The 16420-nt window shown below is 63.4% G+C and carries 21 protein-coding genes; 11 read left to right on the forward strand and 10 right to left on the reverse strand.

The window, feature by feature from the left end:
• Nucleotides 1–32: 32 nt before the first annotated feature.
• Complete coding sequence (gene truA / locus AC0L2L_RS00385) at nt 33–815, forward strand: tRNA pseudouridine(38-40) synthase TruA (RefSeq protein WP_473575392.1); 783 nt, start codon at nt 33–35, stop codon at nt 813–815.
• Here truA and AC0L2L_RS00390 read toward each other — a convergent pair.
• Together AC0L2L_RS00390 and dapE are read right to left on the reverse strand one after the other, a co-directional pair.
• Nucleotides 812–1417: a transporter gene (locus tag AC0L2L_RS00390; protein WP_473576075.1), complete on the reverse strand. Its 606-nt coding sequence runs from the start codon at nt 1415–1417 to the stop codon at nt 812–814. The genes truA and AC0L2L_RS00390 overlap by 4 nt on opposite strands.
• Nucleotides 1418–1419: 2 nt before the next feature.
• Entirely contained in the window at nt 1420–2619 is a 1200-nt protein-coding gene (gene dapE / locus AC0L2L_RS00395; protein ID WP_473575394.1) for a succinyl-diaminopimelate desuccinylase, read from the reverse strand.
• A 234-nt stretch (nt 2620–2853) separates the two neighbouring features.
• Between dapE and AC0L2L_RS00400 the strand changes: the two genes are divergently transcribed.
• Nucleotides 2854–3885, forward strand: coding sequence for a 2-dehydropantoate 2-reductase (locus AC0L2L_RS00400; RefSeq protein ID WP_473575395.1), 1032 nt, complete (start codon nt 2854–2856; stop codon nt 3883–3885).
• A gap of 82 nt (nt 3886–3967) precedes the next feature.
• Here the strand turns inward: AC0L2L_RS00400 and AC0L2L_RS00405 are convergent, their stop codons facing one another.
• From AC0L2L_RS00405 to dapD, 3 genes are read right to left on the reverse strand one after another with little or no spacing between them, the layout of a single operon-like run.
• A complete protein-coding gene (locus AC0L2L_RS00405; RefSeq protein WP_473575396.1) occupies nt 3968–4669 on the reverse strand; it encodes a hypothetical protein in 702 nt (233 codons plus the stop codon).
• A gap of 4 nt (nt 4670–4673) precedes the next feature.
• Complete coding sequence (locus AC0L2L_RS00410; protein WP_027166873.1) at nt 4674–5045, reverse strand: DUF805 domain-containing protein; 372 nt, start codon at nt 5043–5045, stop codon at nt 4674–4676.
• A 24-nt stretch (nt 5046–5069) separates the two neighbouring features.
• Entirely contained in the window at nt 5070–5924 is an 855-nt protein-coding gene (gene dapD, locus AC0L2L_RS00415; protein ID WP_027166874.1) for a 2,3,4,5-tetrahydropyridine-2,6-dicarboxylate N-succinyltransferase, read from the reverse strand.
• A 144-nt stretch (nt 5925–6068) separates the two neighbouring features.
• On the opposite strand from dapD, the gene AC0L2L_RS00420 reads away from it, so the two are divergent.
• Nucleotides 6069–6908: an LOG family protein gene (locus tag AC0L2L_RS00420; protein WP_473575397.1), complete on the forward strand. Its 840-nt coding sequence runs from the start codon at nt 6069–6071 to the stop codon at nt 6906–6908.
• A 40-nt stretch (nt 6909–6948) separates the two neighbouring features.
• Here the strand turns inward: AC0L2L_RS00420 and AC0L2L_RS00425 are convergent, their stop codons facing one another.
• A complete protein-coding gene (locus AC0L2L_RS00425) occupies nt 6949–7593 on the reverse strand; it encodes a response regulator (RefSeq protein WP_473575398.1) in 645 nt (214 codons plus the stop codon).
• Between the two features lie 242 nt (nt 7594–7835).
• The gene (locus AC0L2L_RS00430) at nt 7836–8534 is read right to left on the reverse strand and encodes a sensor histidine kinase (protein WP_473575400.1); all 699 of its coding nucleotides are present in this window, start codon (nt 8532–8534) and stop codon (nt 7836–7838) included.
• A 274-nt stretch (nt 8535–8808) separates the two neighbouring features.
• Here AC0L2L_RS00430 and AC0L2L_RS00435 point away from each other — a divergent pair, with 274 nt between their 5' ends.
• From AC0L2L_RS00435 to AC0L2L_RS00445, 3 genes are all read left to right on the forward strand, one after another.
• On the forward strand, nt 8809–9225 hold the full coding sequence (locus AC0L2L_RS00435) for a hypothetical protein (protein WP_473575401.1): 417 nt from the start codon (nt 8809–8811) through the stop codon (nt 9223–9225).
• A 189-nt stretch (nt 9226–9414) separates the two neighbouring features.
• The gene (locus AC0L2L_RS00440) at nt 9415–9870 is read left to right on the forward strand and encodes a hypothetical protein (protein ID WP_473575402.1); all 456 of its coding nucleotides are present in this window, start codon (nt 9415–9417) and stop codon (nt 9868–9870) included.
• Nucleotides 9867–10334, forward strand: a complete 468-nt coding sequence (locus tag AC0L2L_RS00445; RefSeq protein WP_473575404.1) for a hypothetical protein — start codon at nt 9867–9869, stop codon at nt 10332–10334. The genes AC0L2L_RS00440 and AC0L2L_RS00445 overlap by 4 nt, the downstream gene beginning before the upstream one ends.
• Before the next feature lie 194 nt (nt 10335–10528).
• Here the strand turns inward: AC0L2L_RS00445 and AC0L2L_RS00450 are convergent, their stop codons facing one another.
• Complete coding sequence (locus AC0L2L_RS00450; RefSeq protein ID WP_473575405.1) at nt 10529–11236, reverse strand: pyrimidine 5'-nucleotidase; 708 nt, start codon at nt 11234–11236, stop codon at nt 10529–10531.
• 149 nt (nt 11237–11385) lie between these two features.
• Between AC0L2L_RS00450 and AC0L2L_RS00455 the strand changes: the two genes are divergently transcribed.
• The 3 genes from AC0L2L_RS00455 (at nt 11386) to AC0L2L_RS00465 (ending at nt 14016) form a co-directional block, all read left to right on the forward strand.
• Nucleotides 11386–12147 carry a GGDEF domain-containing protein gene (locus AC0L2L_RS00455; protein WP_473575406.1) on the forward strand — a complete coding sequence of 254 codons (762 nt, stop codon included), beginning with the start codon at nt 11386–11388 and terminating at the stop codon, nt 12145–12147.
• A 274-nt stretch (nt 12148–12421) separates the two neighbouring features.
• Nucleotides 12422–12580 (forward strand): hypothetical protein, encoded by a 159-nt coding sequence (locus AC0L2L_RS00460; RefSeq protein WP_473575407.1) that lies wholly within the window; start codon nt 12422–12424, stop codon nt 12578–12580.
• Nucleotides 12577–14016 (forward strand): GMC oxidoreductase, encoded by a 1440-nt coding sequence (locus AC0L2L_RS00465; protein WP_473575408.1) that lies wholly within the window; start codon nt 12577–12579, stop codon nt 14014–14016. The genes AC0L2L_RS00460 and AC0L2L_RS00465 overlap by 4 nt, the downstream gene beginning before the upstream one ends.
• An 83-nt stretch (nt 14017–14099) precedes the next feature.
• Here the strand turns inward: AC0L2L_RS00465 and AC0L2L_RS00470 are convergent, their stop codons facing one another.
• Nucleotides 14100–14267 (reverse strand): hypothetical protein, encoded by a 168-nt coding sequence (locus AC0L2L_RS00470; RefSeq protein ID WP_473575409.1) that lies wholly within the window; start codon nt 14265–14267, stop codon nt 14100–14102.
• A 101-nt stretch (nt 14268–14368) separates the two neighbouring features.
• On the opposite strand from AC0L2L_RS00470, the gene AC0L2L_RS00475 reads away from it, so the two are divergent.
• Nucleotides 14369–14878, forward strand: coding sequence for a MarR family winged helix-turn-helix transcriptional regulator (locus AC0L2L_RS00475; protein ID WP_473575410.1), 510 nt, complete (start codon nt 14369–14371; stop codon nt 14876–14878).
• A gap of 33 nt (nt 14879–14911) precedes the next feature.
• Here AC0L2L_RS00475 and phhA read toward each other — a convergent pair whose 3' ends face one another.
• Nucleotides 14912–15748: a phenylalanine 4-monooxygenase gene (gene phhA, locus AC0L2L_RS00480; protein WP_473575412.1), complete on the reverse strand. Its 837-nt coding sequence runs from the start codon at nt 15746–15748 to the stop codon at nt 14912–14914.
• Nucleotides 15749–15884: 136 nt separating this feature from the next.
• On the opposite strand from phhA, the gene AC0L2L_RS00485 reads away from it, so the two are divergent.
• The gene (locus AC0L2L_RS00485; protein ID WP_473575414.1) at nt 15885–16361 is read left to right on the forward strand and encodes an Lrp/AsnC family transcriptional regulator; all 477 of its coding nucleotides are present in this window, start codon (nt 15885–15887) and stop codon (nt 16359–16361) included.
• The last annotated feature ends 59 nt before the right edge of the window (nt 16362–16420 follow it).

Here is a 16420-nt window from a genome sequence, read left to right on the forward strand (position 1 = left end):
GTCTCGTCTCAGACATCGGCAGTTGTCTGAACATGCCGCGTTTTCGGCTCGATATCGAATATGACGGCAGCCAGTTCGCCGGCTGGCAGCATCAGGCCGACCAGCCCTCGGTGCAGCAGGCGATCGAGCAGGCGATCGAAAAGTTCTGCGGGGAAGAGGTAAGAATACGCGCCGCCGGCCGCACCGATGCCGGCGTGCACGCCACCGCCCAGGTGGCCCATGTCGACCTGGCCAGGGACTGGCCGGGCGACAAGGTGCGCGATGCCGTGAACGCCCATCTGCAGGCGGCTGGCGCCCGCGTCGTCCTTCTCAGTGCGCGCGTCGTCGCCGACGGCTTCGACGCCCGCTTTTCCGCTATCGGCCGCCACTATCTCTATCGCATCCTCAACCGTCGGGCGCCTTCGGCGCTGGAAAAGGGCAAGGTGTGGTGGGTGCCGAAGCGCCTCGATGCCGAGGCCATGCACGAGGCGGCCAAAGTGCTGCTCGGCCGGCACGACTTCACCACCTTCCGTTCCACCCAGTGCCAGGCCGAAAGCCCGGTCCGCACGCTCGATCGCCTCGATGTCAGCCGCGTTGGCGACCTGATAGAAGTCCGGACCTCGGCACGCTCCTTCCTGCACAACCAGGTGCGCTCGATGGTCGGCTCCTTGCGCCGCGTCGGCGATGGCTCCTGGGACGCCGCCGATCTCAAGGCGGCGCTCGAAGCGCGCGACCGCGCCGCCTGCGGCCAGGTCGCGCCGCCCGATGGACTTTTTCTCGTCGGCGTGGATTATCCGACGACACCAGAACCTACCGCTAAGGATACCCCGAGCTAGCCCGTCGTGGTGTCTGGCATGTCGATGCCGAGCAGCGCCTGCAGGCCGAACAGGACCAGCAGCGAGGCAATGAACATGCCGACGAACACGGCGGTGCCCACTGCGGCGCCCTTGCCGATCGATGCGTTGGTCATCCGCCAGGTCAGCAGCATCGACAGGGCGAACAAGAACAGCGACACCAGGCTGTTGATATCGCTGCTGGAAGGCAGGAAAAGCCGGAGCAGCGCCGAAGGCAGCATGAGCCAGGCGATGATCGCCGACGTCCAGTTGGAGGCAACGACATAATGGACGAAGCGGCCGCCGATGCCGGCGCGCGGCGCGACCAGTGCCAGCACCACCAGCGGCAGCACCCAGGAGCCGATATCGACGGTCGCCAGCCGGATCAGCACGCCGAGTCGCCCGGCGAAGGCGGTAGGATCGCCGATCTCGTTGGCGATGCCGACCCAGCCGACGATCAGCGCCGGCGCCGCCACGACGATGGCGAAGAAGGAATTCCAGAAACCGTCCGCCGAAAGGTCGAGCAGGCGCAGCCCGTCGGCCTTGCCGAACATCAGCCGCCAGGCGCCGGCCAGCGAAGCGTAGGTTTCGTCTGCCGAAAGCATGGTCACGAAAGGCCTTGTCCGAACCAGTCCTCGATGAAGCGCTCGTAGATCTGCGTCAGCGTCTCGAGGTCGGCAAGCGCGACGCGTTCGTCCACCATATGCATGGTCTTGCCGACCAGCCCGAATTCGACCACCGGGCAATAATCCTTGATGAAGCGCGCGTCCGATGTGCCGCCGGAGGTGGAGAGCGCCGGCGTCTTGCCGACCACCGCCTTGACCGAGCCGCTCAGCGTGTCGATCAGCTTGTCGTCGCGGGTGAGGAAGACATGGCTCGGCCGGTCGCGCCAGACAAGCTCATAGTCGACCGGCGTCTTCTTGCCCGGCCGGTATTTCTTGCGCCCCGCTGCCTGGTCGAGCCTGTTGTGGATCTCGGCCTGCACCGTTTCTGCGTCCCAGGTGTCGTTGAAGCGGATGTTGAAAATGGCCGTCGCCTTGGCCGGGATGACGTTGGTCGCCGGGTTGCCGACATCGATCGACGTCACTTCGAGGTTGGTCGGCTGGAAATCCTTCGTTCCCTTGTCGAAAACCGGATGGAGCAGCGCATCGACTAGGCTCACCAGCCCGCGCACCGGATTGTCGGCAAGCTGCGGATAGGCGGCGTGGCCCTGGCGCCCGTTGACGGTGACGCTGCCAGACATCGAGCCGCGCCGGCCGATCTTGATCATGTCGCCGAGCGCATCCGGATTGGTCGGCTCGCCGACGATCGAGGCGTCCCACTTCTCGCCCTTGGCCGCCGCCCAATCGAGCAGCTTGGTGGTGCCGTTGATCGCCGGCCCTTCCTCGTCGCCGGTGATGAGCAGGGAGACCGAGCCTTTCGGGCCGCCATTCTTCTCGACATGGCGCGCCACGGCGGCGATGAAACAGGCAATGCCGCCCTTCATGTCGACGGCGCCGCGGCCATACATCTCGCCATTGGCGATTTCGGCGGCGAAGGGCGGGTGCGTCCAGGCCGCTTCGTCGCCCACCGGCACCACATCGGTATGGCCGGCAAACATCAGATGCGGGCCATTGCCCGAGCGCCGCGCATAGAGGTTTTCGATGTCCGGCGTGCCGTCTTCCGAGAAGACCGGCCGCTCGACCGAGAAGCCGAGCGGCGCCAGCATGTCTTCCAGCGCCGCAAGCGCGCCGCCTTCGGCGGGCGTCACGGATGGGCAGCGGATCAAGGCGGCAAGGTTCTGGGCGGGGTCGGTCGGCAATGTCATGGGCAAAGCGATAGTCGAAAGCGTTTGTCGTGTCACGGTGGCAGATGATCGCCGGCCATGCCGCCGACATTATGGTTTTCATGGCGTATAAATGCATGTCGCCCAGAAGTGTGCAGCGGTTCTGGGAGAACGACATGCATCATAGCAAATAAATGCATGTCGCCCAGAAGTGTGCAGCGGTTCTGGGAGAACGGCCTGCATCATGGCAAGTTGCGGACCAGGCGAGGATTAAGCATGGCCAGCCAAGCAACCACCATCGCGATAGCCGGCGCCGGCAGCATCGGCTGCTATGTAGGCGGTTGCCTGGCCCTTGCCGGACGCAAGGTTGTCTTCCTCGGCCGCGGCCGCGTGGCCGAGGCCATGCGCCAGGGCGGGCTGCGCGTCAGCGATCTCGACGGCCGCGACCGCCATGTCGAAGCGCAAGCGATTTCGGCCACCGACGATCCGCCGATCGCGCTGCGCGACGCCGACGTCATTCTGGTGACGGTCAAAAGCGGCGCAACCGGGGAGATGGCGAAGCTGATCGCCGCCCACGGGCGTCCGGACGCGGTGGTGGTCAGCCTGCAGAACGGCGTCGACAATGCGGACAGACTGCGCGCCGGGCTCCCCGGCCGGCGAGTGCTGACCGGCATGGTGATGTTCAACGTCGTCCAGTCGCCGGACGAACTGCCGTTCCGCGTCCATCGCGCCAGCCAGGGCGAGGTGATGATCGACGACGGTGTCGATGGCCTTGCCGGCCTGCTCGATGCCGACGGGCTTGCCGTCGAGGCGCGCGCCGACATGAAGGCGGTGCAGTGGAGCAAATTGCTGATGAACCTCAACAACGCGCTGGTGGCGCTCTCCGACCTGCCGCTGGCGAGACAACTCGCCGACCGACGCTGGCGCGCGATCCTCGCCGGCCAGATCGACGAGGCTCTCGCCGCGATGAGGGCGGCCGGCATAGCGCCGGCGCGCATTACCGGCCTGCCGCCGTCGCTGCTGCTGAAAGTGCTGCGGCTTCCCGACAGGCTGTTCGGGCTTCTGGCTCGCCGCATGCTGGCGATCGACGCGGAAGCGCGCTCGTCGATGTGGGACGACCTGAAGCGCGGCCGTCCGACCGAGATCGACGAACTGCAGGGCGCCGTCATCCGCCTGGGCAAGCAAACGGGCATCCCGACGCCGATCATCGAACGCGTCACTGCGCTGGTGCGTCAGGCTGAAACGGAAAAGCGCGGTCCGCCGAGGCTGAGACCGGACGAGGTCAGCGCAATTCCAGGAAAAGTGTGAGCGGTTAAGTTCGGCGTCTTCGCCGTAACCTTTCGTCCGGAATTGCGTCAAACAAGGAGATAGAGCGGTTCGCCGTTTCCGATTAGCGGCCATCCTCGATCAGCGTGATCTTCTGCCAGATCTTGCGCGACAGGTTGGAAGCCAGGTTCTCGATGTCGTTGACGGCATTGACGACGACATCGTCGTTGACCGACTGCGCGAACAGCGCCGCGATCTTGCCGGTGAGCGACAGCATTTCCGAGCAGTAGTCGAGATAGCGCGCGAGATCGGCCGCGTCGGTGATGCGGATGGGCGAATGCGAGGTCGGCTTGAAATCGGCCGATAGCGCGGCCGGGTCCTTGGTCAGCTGGTGCATGTCGATGACATGGATCAGCGAGCGCAGCCCGTGCAATTGCCGGAATACTTTCTTGCGCTTGATCCGCTCCTCGGTGCGGATCAGCGCCAGCAGCCCGAGCACCGCCAGGATGACGGTGTTGATCGTCGCCTCGATGCCTTGCATCGACTGCACGGCATCGTCGGCCCCCGAAATGCGGTCGAGCGGCAGGATGGTGCCGACGAACAGGAACATCGCCACCCCGGCGATGAAGGCCGCGACGATGACGCCGCGCAGCCACCAGATCGGCGCCTCCAGTTCCTTGGCGGCCTTGGCCAGGTCGCGCGACAACGATACCAGTTCGCCGGCGACGCCGCGCAGGCCAGCTTCCGGGAAACGATCGCCGACACGCACTTCCAGCCTTTCGGCCGTCTCGATGATCAATTGCGGATCGAGCGTGCGGTAGCGCATGGTTTCAGGAATCGCCAGGCGCGTTGGTGCGCCTGCCGTAGCGGTTCGGTCCGGGATCGCTGCGGAAGCAGGCGAGGATGATGAGCAGAATGGGGCCGATGATAAGCGAGATCAGCGCAAAATAGGTCGGCTTGCCGAAATCATGGAAGCGCTTTGCCGTCACCGCGAATGTGGCCCAGGCCGAGATCAGCAGCACGCCCCAGCAGATCATGGCCCAGTTCTGGCTGGCCGCGGTGTTCAGTTCAACCCGCGCGAACTGGTAGAACGGGAAAAACTGGACAAGCACCAGCAAGATACCGGCCAGCGCATAGGCGACCGGGCTCAGCCGCCCGGAAAGGCTGAAGAACAGCCAGAGGAATTGCGATCTTTCAGACAACCGCGTCGGCTCCGTTGTGGAGGATCAATCGCGCAGCAATTCGTTGATCGAGGTCTTGGAACGGGTCTTGGCGTCGACGCGCTTGACGATGACGGCGCAGTAGAGACTCGGGCCCTGCTCGCCATTGGGCAGTGGCTTGCCCGGCATCGAGCCGGCTACGACCACGGAATTGGGCGGCACCTCGCCATAGAAAACCTCGCCGGTGGCGCGGTCGACGATCTTGGTCGACTGGCCGATGAACACGCCCATGCCGAGGACGGAACCTTCGCGCACGATGCAGCCTTCGACCACTTCCGAGCGCGCGCCGATGAAGCAATTGTCCTCGATGATGGTCGGGCCGGCCTGCATCGGCTCCAGCACCCCGCCGATGCCGACGCCGCCGGATAGATGCACGTTCTTGCCGATCTGGGCGCAGGAACCGACCGAGGCCCAGGTGTCGACCATCGTGCCCGAATCCACATAGGCACCGACATTGACGAAGGACGGCATCAGCACCGCGCCCGGGGCGACATAGGCCGAGCGGCGCACCACCGAGGACGGCACGGCGCGGAAGCCGGCCTTCTCGAAGTCGACGGCGCTCCAGCCGTCGAACTTGGACGGCACCTTGTCCCACCAGACGGCCTGCCCGGGACCACCCTTGATGATCTCCATCGGGTTCAGCCGGAAGGAGAGCAGCACCGCCTTCTTCAGCCACTGGTTGACCTGCCACTTGCCGTCGTCCTGACGCTCGGCGACACGGGCGACACCACGATCGAGCAGGTCGAGCGCGGCCTGGATGGCGTCGCGCGTCTCGCCGCGCGTCGCGGTCGAAATCGTGTCGCGCTCCTCGAAGGCCTTCTCGATGGTCTTTTCGAGACTCGCCAGATCGGGCTTCGACATGATTTCGCTCCATTACCAAGCTGTTAAGGGGCTGCGCCTTAACCTGTTTAAAAGTCGCGCGGACCCTATGTTAAGGCTTAATGGGGGTCAATCGCGCCTGCGTCACGGGACGGCGCAAGTAAGGGAATTGGACGGGTGGATTCGATGACTCCCATGGAAAAGGCAGGGTGGACGCCGCTGCCGCATTCGGACGAGGACCTGGAACGCTCGAAAAGCGTGCCGGATACCCCCCAGACACGCGCCGAAACCTACCGGCTGGCCTGGAATGATCCCGACTTCATGACGCGGCGCGAATTGCGCGCCGTGCGGTTGCAGCTCGAACTCCTGAAGCCGGAAATGATCCTGGCCGAACGCGGCATCCGCTCGACCGTTATCCTGTTCGGCGGCGCCCGCCTGCCCGAACCCGGCGGCGAGGCCTGGGCGGCGAAGAACGAGACGCAGAAGAAGAACCTCGAGGCGAACAGCAGATATTACGAGGAAGCGCGCAAATTCGCCCGCCTGTGCTCGCAGCAGTCGGCCATCTCCTATTATCGTGAGTACGTCGTCGTCACCGGCGGCGGGCCCGGCGTCATGGAGGCGGGCAATCGCGGCGCCGACGACGTCGGCGCGCCGTCGATCGGCTTGAACATCGTGCTGCCGCACGAGCAGGCGCCCAACATCTATGTCACGCCGGAGCTCTGCTTCAACTTTCATTACTTCGCCATCCGCAAGATGCATTTCGTCATGCGCGCCAAGGCCGTCGCGGTGTTCCCGGGCGGCTTCGGCACGATGGACGAGTTCTTCGAGACGCTGACGCTCATCCAGACGGGGCGCATGGAGCGCGTGCCGGTGATCCTGTTCGGCAAGGCGTTCTGGCAAAGGGCGATAAATCTCGATTTCCTCGCCGAGCAGGGCACGATCTCGCCCGGCGATCAGGACATCATCGATTTCGTCGACACCGCCGAGGAAGCCTGGGACATCATCCGTCGCTTCTACAAGCTCTGAAAGCGCGACCGGGGACAACGGACCTGCCCGGTCTGCCTGCCTACGCCGACAGTTCGACCAGCCAGCCGTTGGAGTGCGCGAAGCGAACGATGGCCGCGCGTGAGCGCAGCTCGAGCTTATCGGTCGCCCTGGTGCGATAGGTTTCGATCGTCTTTATGCTGAGGCTGAGCCGGGACGAGATTTCCTTGTTGCTGTAGCCCTGCGCGACCAGCTGGATGACCGACCGCTCGCGCTCGCTGAGATTGCCCGGATCGCATTGCGTGATGCTGCGTGGGCTCAGGATGCGCGCCGCAAGTGCGGGGTCGACATAGTTGTCGCCGGCCAGCACGCATCGGATGGCCTGCAGCAGATCGGTTGCGGTCGACCGCTTGACCACGAAGCCGCGCCCGCCCGCGGCAAGCACCTGGCGCAGGCAACCGGGGTCCTCATTCGCCGTCAGCGCTATGCAGCTGACTTCGGGAAAGCGTTCGCCAAGCCGTTCGATCAGCGTAACCCCGTTGACACCCGGAAGCGATATGTCGACCACGGCGACGTCGGGCAGCGTCTTGCCGATCCCTTCAACGGCATCGTCGGCATTCCCGGCCAGTCCGACGACCGTCAGATCGTCCTGGCTGTTGATCATCGCACCGACTCCCGCCAGCATGATCGGGTGGTCGTCGACCAGAAATATCCTTCTGCAGCTCACCTTTAACCTCCATCAGTCGATGAAAGACCCTCATCACCAGGAAAAGGGCCCTTTTGTCCTTGATGGTCTAGGCCACTGCCCCGCATGGCGCGGGACGCCCGTCTGTCTCGGCAAGCCGTGAGGCGGCCGATGCGGGTAATGCTATCCCCCCGCCTAACCCAAGAGACCCGGACTGTAAGCCGTGGCTAATGTCCGGGATGTGCGGCGCTTCACGTAACCCCACGTGAGCCGCAGATGCCATTTCAGACTTGAGGGTGCGAACCGTCGATCAGGGGCACATCGGCGTAAATGGTGGTCCCCTTGCCCCTGGCTGTTTCAATGGACAATTCGCCGCCGACCAGCGCAAGGCGCTCCCGCATTCCTGCAAGTCCCAAATGGCCCGCGCCAGGTTCGGCGCGGCTGTCAAAGCCGCGGCCGTCGTCCTCGATCGTCAGGCGCAATCGATCGTCCTGGACATGCGCCGTCACGCTCACGCGGCTCGGCGCGGCATGCTTGCCGATGTTGGTGAGAGCTTCCTGCGCAATGCGGTAGAGCGTCAGCGCTATCTCGGCGGGCAGCGGGCTCGCAAGGGCTTCGATGTCCATCTCGCATGCAATGCCGAGCTGACTGCAAAGCACGGTGGCCAGGTCCTCGACCGAAGTCCGCAAGCCGAGGCGATCGAGGTCCGCGGGCCGCAGGCTCCAGGCGACGTCATGCACCTTGGCGCTCAGCTGGTCGATAAGCATCGCGGCGCGCTCTAGACGATTGTCCATCTCCCGCGAGCCGGCGCGAACGATGTGCAATTCGAGCGCGACGCTGGCGAGCATCTGGCCCAGATCGTCATGCAGCTCTCGCGACAGGCGCAGGCGCTGCTCTTCCTGCACGGCAACAAGATGCCGCGCCAACTCCTGGCGCCGGACCTTTGCCCTGTTGTCTTTGCCGGTGTCGATGCCACCCTCCATCGACTTCCCTGCTCGTCAATGCCGCGAAATGCAAGCCTGCGAGAAGAGGCATGAGGTGTCGTTGCTTCGCTCAATATACACCGGCATATGCCTTTATGCCTGTCAGTTTTTTCCCGATTGCTTCAACTTTTCCTGACACGGGGCTCAGCAGAAAAACCGACACACCTGCCGATCAGCCCGAATGTATCCTCACTGTTTCTGCGTGCATCCTTCAAGCGTCCTCCTGGTCACCTTGAACTGGCCGGGAAGCTCAACGCAAACAAAGGAGAACGTCATGAGAAAGATCATCCTGGCCGCGGCTGTCCTCTCGGCTCTGACTGGTTCGGCATCCGCATTTTCGGTCGGTAGCGGTAACGGCAACGGCAACGGCAATGTCGGCGTCGGCAACGGCAACGGCAACGGGAACGCCAATACCGGCGCCTACAACGGCAACTTCAACGGCAATGGCAACTTCGGCTTCGGCAACGGCAATGGCAACGGCAATGCCAACATGGGCGCCTTCAACGGCAACTATAACGGCAACCTGAATGCCGGAGTCGCCAACGGCAACGGAAACGGCAACGGCAATTTCGGCCTCGCCAACGGCAACGTGAACGGCAACGGCAACTTCGGCATCAGCAACGGCAATGCCAACGGCAACGGCAACTGGGGCGCCGGCAACGGCAACGGCAACGGCAACGCCAATCACTAGCGCCGCCAACCGCAGCGTCGCCAGGCTTTAACTTGGAATGACGCTGACGTCTCTGGGATCGTCGAGCCACGCGCCCGTCCCCCGCGCAAGGCTATCGCGACATGTCGCCGGCGGTCCCAGTCCCTTTCGCATCCCGGTCTTTTTCGAAGTCCCAATTTTCAAAAGCAAAGCCATGGAAGGAGCTCGCAGATGAAACGCTACGTCATACCGGCGCTATGCCTGGGGTTGTTGAGTGCAACCGCGGCCAAGGCTGACACCACGACGGGTAGCCAGTCCTTCGGCATGTCGGCCGTCCAGGCGGCGGTCGGCAAATACGGCCAGTCCATCGGTTCCGACGTCAGGAGCATGAATCCGCTTGGCAGCCTGGGCGGCAATGCCGGCTACAAGAACAGCGGCAGCGGCAATGTCGGTGCTTTCAACAGCGGTACCGGCAATGTCGGCGCCTTCAACGGAAACAACAACACCTCGCCGACGAGCGGCAACGGCAACATTGGCGCCTTCAACGGCAACGGCAACACCGGCCAATATAACGGAAACGGCAACATCGGCGCCGGCAACGGCAACTTCAACGGCGGGTCGTTCAACGGCAACGGCAATGTCGGCGCCTTCAACGGCAACTCCAACGGCCGGGGAAACCGCCGATGACCGGCCTGAGACCGTCCGGCTCGGTTCGGCCCCGCAAGCGCCAGGTGGCGGCGCAGCTGCTTGAGGGGAACGGCCTCGCGCTCGGCATCCTGCTTGCCGCGATGATTGTTGCCGACGCCTCGACCCTGGTCAGGATTGGAGACCTTCCAATCGGCGCCGGTGTCGCCAATGGCCTTGGCAACACCGGAAATTTCAACGGCAACGGCAATTCCGGCAACTTCAACGGCAATGGCAATCGCGGCAATTTCAATGGCAATGGCAATTCCGGGAGCTTCAGCGGCAACTTCAATGGCGGCAGCTTCAACGGCAACGCCAATTGCGGCAACGGCTTCGGCAACGGCAATTCGTCCGACGGCAATGGCAACGGCAAGGGAGCCGAAGGCACTCCGGCCTGGTGCCGGTTTCTGAAGGACCTGAATGGCCGGCTGGGACTGCTGCCCGGTACGATTCCGGATTTCGATTGATGCATGTCGCCCGGAAGCGCGCAGCGTTCTGGGGCAAACGACATGCATCAAAACAAAGACCTAAAGCGCGTCGCCTGATTCCGTTTCAGCGCGACGCGATTTATTTTCACCGTTCATGTCAGTGAAATCGGCACAGACGCTGGAGATAGGCGGAAACCGCCCGAACCTCGAGCCGTTTCGGCCAATCTCCAAGTTCAGGCCACCACGTCGACGATTGCGGTCAGGAACCCGGCAAGGTCGTCGGTGACGAAATCGACGTCGTCCTCGTTCGCCGGGTCACGTTCCCAGATCTCCGAAAAGGTCGGTTCGAAATTGCGCGGCACCACCAGCACCGTCGTCATGCCGAGCGTCTTCGGCACGGCCAGATTGCGCGCCAGGTCCTCGAACATCACCGCATTGTGTCCGGTCACCGAATGCAATGCGGCAAAGCGCTCATAGGTCTGGCGCTCCGGCTTGGGATTGAGCCCCGCCGCGACGATGTCGAAGATGGCGTCGAAATGCTCCAATATGCCAAGCTGGCGCGCGGTGCGCTCGGCATGCCTGCGGTCGCCATTGGTGAAGATGAATTTGCGTCCCGGAAGCTGGCGGATCGCCGCGCCCAGCACCGGGTCGGGCACCAGCCTCGAATAATCGATGTCGTGCACCTTCTCGAGAAAATCGTCGGGATCGATGCCGTGCCGCTTCATCAGCCCGTTCAGCGTCGTGCCGTATTCCAGGTAGAGTTCCTTCTGCAGCTTGCGCGCCTCGTCGCGAGAAAGCGTCAGCAGCTCGCCGACATAGGCGGTCATCTTCACGTCGATCTGCGCGAACAGATTCGAGTGATGCGGATAGAGCGTGTTGTCGAGGTCGAACACCCAATCCGTGACGTGGGCGAAGCGGGCGGGATCGGGTGTCGTTGTCATAAGTTTCTTATGGCATGCCGGCGCTGAATTTATCCACAACTTATGCGCGTCACGAAGTGTGAAAATGCCGTCTCACTTCAAATTTTAAAAGTCCTGGAAAGGTCGCCTTTAACGCTTGCTGGCACACAAGCTTTCCGTGGGAGCAAGTGATGAGTCGCATATTTCTGAGGGCAGCTGCCGTGGCGTTCGCTTCGGTTGCCGTCTCACTGTTGTTGACGCTGATTGTGGTTCCGGCAATGGGCTTTCCGATGAGCCGCACTGTCTGGCTGGCATCGACGGTTTGCCCGCTCGTGCTTGCCTGGGCCGCCAGCGCCAGCAGCTTCTGGCAGAGCGACCGGTTGCAGAATGCGCATCGCGAACTCGCCCGCGCCCACGCGCAGCTCGCCGCCGCGCACCGGCGCCTCTCGGATAAGGCAAGCCGCGACGACATGACCGGCATGCTCAACCGCGAAACCTTCTTTGCCGCCCTCGACGGTTCGCGGCGCAAGAGCGATCGCGGCGCGCTGCTCATCATCGACGCCGATCACTTCAAGAGGATCAACGACAGCTATGGTCATTTGACGGGAGACGAAGCGCTGCTGCTGATCGCCGGCGCCATCGAACGAGGCATTCGCAGCGGTGATGTGCTCGGTCGCATCGGCGGCGAGGAGTTCGGCGCTTTCCTGGTTGGCGCCACTGACGTTGAAGCGAAGCATGTCGCCGAACGCATCCGCCGCGAGGTCGAATTGATCCGTTTCCGCCCCGTCGATGAGCGCACCGTGCCGCTCACTGTCTCGATCGGCGGCATAACCTGCGGCGAGAGCGCCACCGTTTCCGAGTTGATGCGCGCCGCCGATCGCAGGCTTTACGAGGCGAAGCACCGCGGCCGCAATCGTTCGATCCTCGACCGCGAGCTTCCGGAAGCGGCATGAAGCCTCGCCGCGCGCGTCAATGCATGTCGCCCAGAAGTGCGCAGCGGTTCTGGGACAACGACATGCATCAAAACAAAGACTTAAAGCGCGTCGTCTGAATCCTTTTCAGTGCGACGCGGATTAGCAAAGCCCTAACCATGTCCATATTCAACCGCGCTAAACTTCCCCGTGTAACGCCGTCTTCACCTAGGTTTGGCACGGAATTGGCCTCGGCGTCATGTGTGCCGTTCAGGAACGGCATACGTGGATCGAGGCCCGTGTCGAGAGGCGTGTCATGAGCGGTTTCATCAGAAAAATGTCGCGCCGCGCGATCGTGCAGGCGCTGATCGCGCTGCCCGCGCTGTCGCTGTTCCGCAGCCAGCCGGCCGTGACCGAGCCAGATGAAATCGTCGAGATCAATGGCTGGATCCTGCGGCGGAGCGATCTCGCATGATCTTCGACAGCTACGAAGCCTACAAGCAGGCCGGCTTCAAGCCCAAGGCCTGCATTCTAGGTTCCGGCCCGGCCGGAACGACGATCGCCAGGAAGCTCGGCGCCGCCGGCATTCCGGTCGTCGTCCTGGAGGCGGGTTCGCGCGAATTCAGCGACGAGTCGCAGGATTTTTACCGCGGCGCCACGGTCGGCGATTACTATTTCGACCTCGACATCACCAGGCTGCGTTTCATGGGCGGCTCGTCCAACCACTGGGCAGGCTGGTGCCGCGTGCTCGACAAGCAGGACTTCGAGCCCAAGGCCTGGGCGCCGGATACCGGCTGGCCGATCAGCCGTGCCGACATCGAGCCTTATCTAGGCGAAGTCCACGATATCCTCGAACTGCCGGACTTCCGCCCCGATGTGCCGGTTTCGGACGACATCCGCTGGGTGCAATTGATCAAGAGCCCCGCGGTGCGCTTCGGCGAGAAATTCGCCGACGAGCTCGACAAGAGCAAGAACATCGCCGTCGTGCTCAACACCTACGCAACCGAGCTCGCCGGCGACGGCAAGCGGGTCACCGGCGCGAAACTGTGGTCGAACGGGCAGGACGCCGGCACCTTCAGCGCGGACTATTTCGTCACCTGCACCGGCGGACTGGAAAACTCGCGGCTGCTCCTGTGGTCGAACCAGCGTTCGAATGGCGGCGTGGTGCCGAATGCCACGGCGCTCGGCCGCTACTGGATGGAGCATCCGACTTTCGAGGGCGGCAACGCGATCCTCGCCAATTACTCGGAGTTTGAGGTCGATGCCTCGAACGAAGCCTTCTTCTCGCCGACGCTGGCGGCCATGGAACGGCTGCAGATCTTGAATTTCGGCATCCGCCTGATCGAGTCGCCCTATCCCAATGTCAAGAAGCTGATCGCCGATCTCGCCTGCACGGCGCCCAACATGGCGGAGTGGATGTCCTCGCAGCTGGACCAGAGGCTGCATTGCGCGGCCCAGCTTTACGTCGCCTGGGAGCAGGCGCCGCTTGCCTCCAACCAGATCGAGCTGTCGAAGGCCGATGTCGACCATGCCGGCGTGCCGCGCATCGAATTGCATTGGAAGAAGTCGCCGCTCGAACGGCGTACCCTGCTCGAGGGCCTGAGGCTTTTCGGCGCGACCTTGGCGCAGAAGAATCTCGGCCGTGTCCGCATCGACGACTGGATTAGCAATGGCGGCGACTATCCGACCAATGAGGAAACGGCCGGCCACCACCATATGGGCGGCACCCGCATGGGCACCGATGTCCTGAAGAGCGTCGTCGACGCCAATTGCAAGGTGCATGGCATGGACAATCTCTATGTCGGCGGCTCCTCGGTGTTCTGCACATCGGGCCAGTGCAACCCGACCACCACCATCACCGCGCTTGCCTGCCGGCTGGGCGAGCATCTCGGCAAGGTGATCGCCGTCTGACAACCGCGAAAGGCAGACGGCGCCGGCGCCTGGAGTGGCAACCGGCGCCGCCCTTGCGCGCCTTTTGGGCAAATTGCGGCTTCCTACAGCCCGTAGACGGCGACGCGCACCAGAACGGCCGCGGCGGCCAGCGTCACCAGCAGGATGCCGAGGCCGATGGGCGAACCCCAGCCGTACCATTCCATCGCCAGCTTGGCGTATTTGTACTCTTCGGCCGGGGTCATGGGGGCGCGGATTGAGGTCTCGAACATCGCATTTCTCCGTGTTGGCGGCCGCATCTGGCTCTTGCCTTGTGGGAGCCGCGGCCGCATATTGCTATCATCGTCTTAATGTTAGACAGATTGATAGTTAGATGATCGAAATAAATTCGTCAAGCGCGAAACGCGATGAGATGACAAAGGCCGTCGGCCTTGCCGTCATGCGCTGGCAGGACGCCACCCAGGCCTATGACGAAGCGGTGGGCGCGCGGCTCGGGTTGATCGCCGCCGAGCGGCATTGCCTGGGCCTGCTCTATGCCGGACCGCAATCGGCGGGCGCCGTGGCAACGGCAACGGGGCTGACCCCGGCGGCGGTGACGGCCCTGATCGACCGGCTGGAGGCGCGCGGATACGTCACCCGGACCCGCAGCCTTGAGGACAGGCGCAAGGTGGTGATCGAGGCGACTGAGCTGACCAGGGAACTGTCGGAGCGTTACTATGGCGCCATCGCGCGGGAGGGCGAGAAGGTGGTGGCGAGCTTCAGCGATGCCGAGCTGGCGACCGTGCTGCGCTTCATCAACGCCGCCCTCGACCTGCAGAGCGAGCAGCTGGACAGGATCAAGGCCGAACCCGACAAAGCGGCCCAGCCGCCTGCCGGCAGCTGAACCGCCCTGACGTCGGTTGGGCGAAAACCGACCTCAAACCGTAGCCGGGTCCAGCGCCGGCTGGCCCTTGAACCGCGCCACGATGCCGGCAAGGTCGCCCTTGGCGAAAGCATCGCGCAGCACGTCGAAGGACGGCAGCACGAAATAGGCGCGTTGGAACTTGTCGATCTCATAGCCGGTGCGCATCACCGTCTCGAGATTGAACGGCACCTGATGCGCGTCCTTGCTCTCGACCGCGAATTGCAGCTCGGTGAAGGACGACATCAGCCCGGCGCCGAACGCCTTGACCGGCTGGCCGGGTTCCTGGATGAGGCCGTATTCGGCGCTGTACCAGTAAAGCCTTGTGATCATCTCGTCGCCGCCGAGCGCGATCATGTCCTCGGCCTTGTCGCCATACATCTGCATGAAATCGGCGAACACCGGCTGGGTCAGGATCGGCACATGGCCGAAGAAGTCGTGGAACATGTCCGGCTCGACGATGTAGTCGAGCTCCTCGCGCTTCCGCAGCCAGTTGGTGACCGGGAAGCGCCGGTTGGCGAGATGGTCGAAGAACGGGCCGGCCGGGATCAGGCCGGGTACGGCGACGATCTCCCAGCCGGTCAGCTTGGAGAGCTTCTCGCTTATGTCGTCGAAATCCGGGATCCTGTCGAGCAGTCCGAGCGCGGCGACGCCATCCAGATAGGAGCGGTGCGCGAGCTTCCGCGTCAGCTTCGTCTGGCGGTCGCACAGCGTGCGCCATACCGCCTGCTCCTCGGCTGAATAGTCGTAGGCCTGCTCCACGGTAAAGTCGGCGCGGCAGACCGAATAGTCGCCGCGAAGGCCCTGCGCCGCGCATTCGGCGGCATAATCGGCAACGCTGATCGTCATCATATCCTCCTCGAGATCGTGATCGGCGGATCGTGGAAGGCAGTTTAGCGGCCTCCCGTGAGGGAAATCAGCCTTGTTCAATGGCGCTCTGGCTATTTTTGAGGTAAAAGAACTCGATTCAAGAAAAGATCGGGAAGACATGCCTCAGTTCGACGATTTCGAGATAAGGATGCTCGACATCCTGCAGCGCGATGGCCGCAAGCCCGTCTCGGAGCTGGCGCAGGAGATCGGCCTGTCGACGACGCCTTGCGCGCGCCGTTTCGAGGCCTTGCAGGAAACCGGCATCATCAAGGGCTTTGCCGCCGTGCTCAGCCGCCGCGCCGTCGGCCTGACGGTGGAGGTGTTCATCCAGGTGCGCCTGGTCAGCCACAGCGACGGCTCGCCGGAAAGCTTCATCGCCGCCGTGCAGCGCATGGACGAGGTCTCGTCCTGCTGGACGATGACCGGCGACCACGATTTCCTGCTGCATGTCATGGTGCCGTCGGTCGACGACCTCAACGCCTTCGTCATGCACCGGCTGATGCGGCTGCCCGGCGTGCGCGACGTCCACACCCAACTTGTGCTGCAAAACATCAAGGGGCCCGGCCACGTGCCGCTTGCACATCTCAGGCGCTAGTCGCTCGCCGGGCGGATTTCTCCGGAAAAGCTGCTTGGAAACTGCTGAACCGCGCCAAG

This window comes from Mesorhizobium sp. WSM4832 (genome assembly GCF_055811115.1).

Coding starts and splice junctions, on each gene's coding strand:
- AC0L2L_RS00475 (WP_473575410.1), top strand. CDS start 14,369: ATGATCGAAATAAATTCGTCAAGCGCGAAACGCGATGAGATGACAAAG.
- AC0L2L_RS00435 (WP_473575401.1), top strand. CDS start 8,809: ATGAGAAAGATCATCCTGGCCGCGGCTGTCCTCTCGGCTCTGACTGGT.
- AC0L2L_RS00470 (WP_473575409.1), bottom strand. CDS start 14,267: ATGTTCGAGACCTCAATCCGCGCCCCCATGACCCCGGCCGAAGAGTAC.
- phhA (WP_473575412.1), bottom strand. CDS start 15,748: ATGATGACGATCAGCGTTGCCGATTATGCCGCCGAATGCGCGGCGCAG.
- AC0L2L_RS00465 (WP_473575408.1), top strand. CDS start 12,577: ATGATCTTCGACAGCTACGAAGCCTACAAGCAGGCCGGCTTCAAGCCC.
- AC0L2L_RS00430 (WP_473575400.1), bottom strand. CDS start 8,534: ATGGAGGGTGGCATCGACACCGGCAAAGACAACAGGGCAAAGGTCCGG.
- AC0L2L_RS00455 (WP_473575406.1), top strand. CDS start 11,386: ATGAGTCGCATATTTCTGAGGGCAGCTGCCGTGGCGTTCGCTTCGGTT.
- AC0L2L_RS00405 (WP_473575396.1), bottom strand. CDS start 4,669: ATGCGCTACCGCACGCTCGATCCGCAATTGATCATCGAGACGGCCGAA.
- AC0L2L_RS00400 (WP_473575395.1), top strand. CDS start 2,854: ATGGCCAGCCAAGCAACCACCATCGCGATAGCCGGCGCCGGCAGCATC.
- AC0L2L_RS00485 (WP_473575414.1), top strand. CDS start 15,885: ATGCCTCAGTTCGACGATTTCGAGATAAGGATGCTCGACATCCTGCAG.
- dapD (WP_027166874.1), bottom strand. CDS start 5,924: ATGTCGAAGCCCGATCTGGCGAGTCTCGAAAAGACCATCGAGAAGGCC.
- AC0L2L_RS00450 (WP_473575405.1), bottom strand. CDS start 11,236: ATGACAACGACACCCGATCCCGCCCGCTTCGCCCACGTCACGGATTGG.
- truA (WP_473575392.1), top strand. CDS start 33: ATGCCGCGTTTTCGGCTCGATATCGAATATGACGGCAGCCAGTTCGCC.
- dapE (WP_473575394.1), bottom strand. CDS start 2,619: ATGACATTGCCGACCGACCCCGCCCAGAACCTTGCCGCCTTGATCCGC.
- AC0L2L_RS00440 (WP_473575402.1), top strand. CDS start 9,415: ATGAAACGCTACGTCATACCGGCGCTATGCCTGGGGTTGTTGAGTGCA.
- AC0L2L_RS00445 (WP_473575404.1), top strand. CDS start 9,867: ATGACCGGCCTGAGACCGTCCGGCTCGGTTCGGCCCCGCAAGCGCCAG.
- AC0L2L_RS00460 (WP_473575407.1), top strand. CDS start 12,422: ATGAGCGGTTTCATCAGAAAAATGTCGCGCCGCGCGATCGTGCAGGCG.
- AC0L2L_RS00390 (WP_473576075.1), bottom strand. CDS start 1,417: ATGCTTTCGGCAGACGAAACCTACGCTTCGCTGGCCGGCGCCTGGCGG.
- AC0L2L_RS00420 (WP_473575397.1), top strand. CDS start 6,069: ATGACTCCCATGGAAAAGGCAGGGTGGACGCCGCTGCCGCATTCGGAC.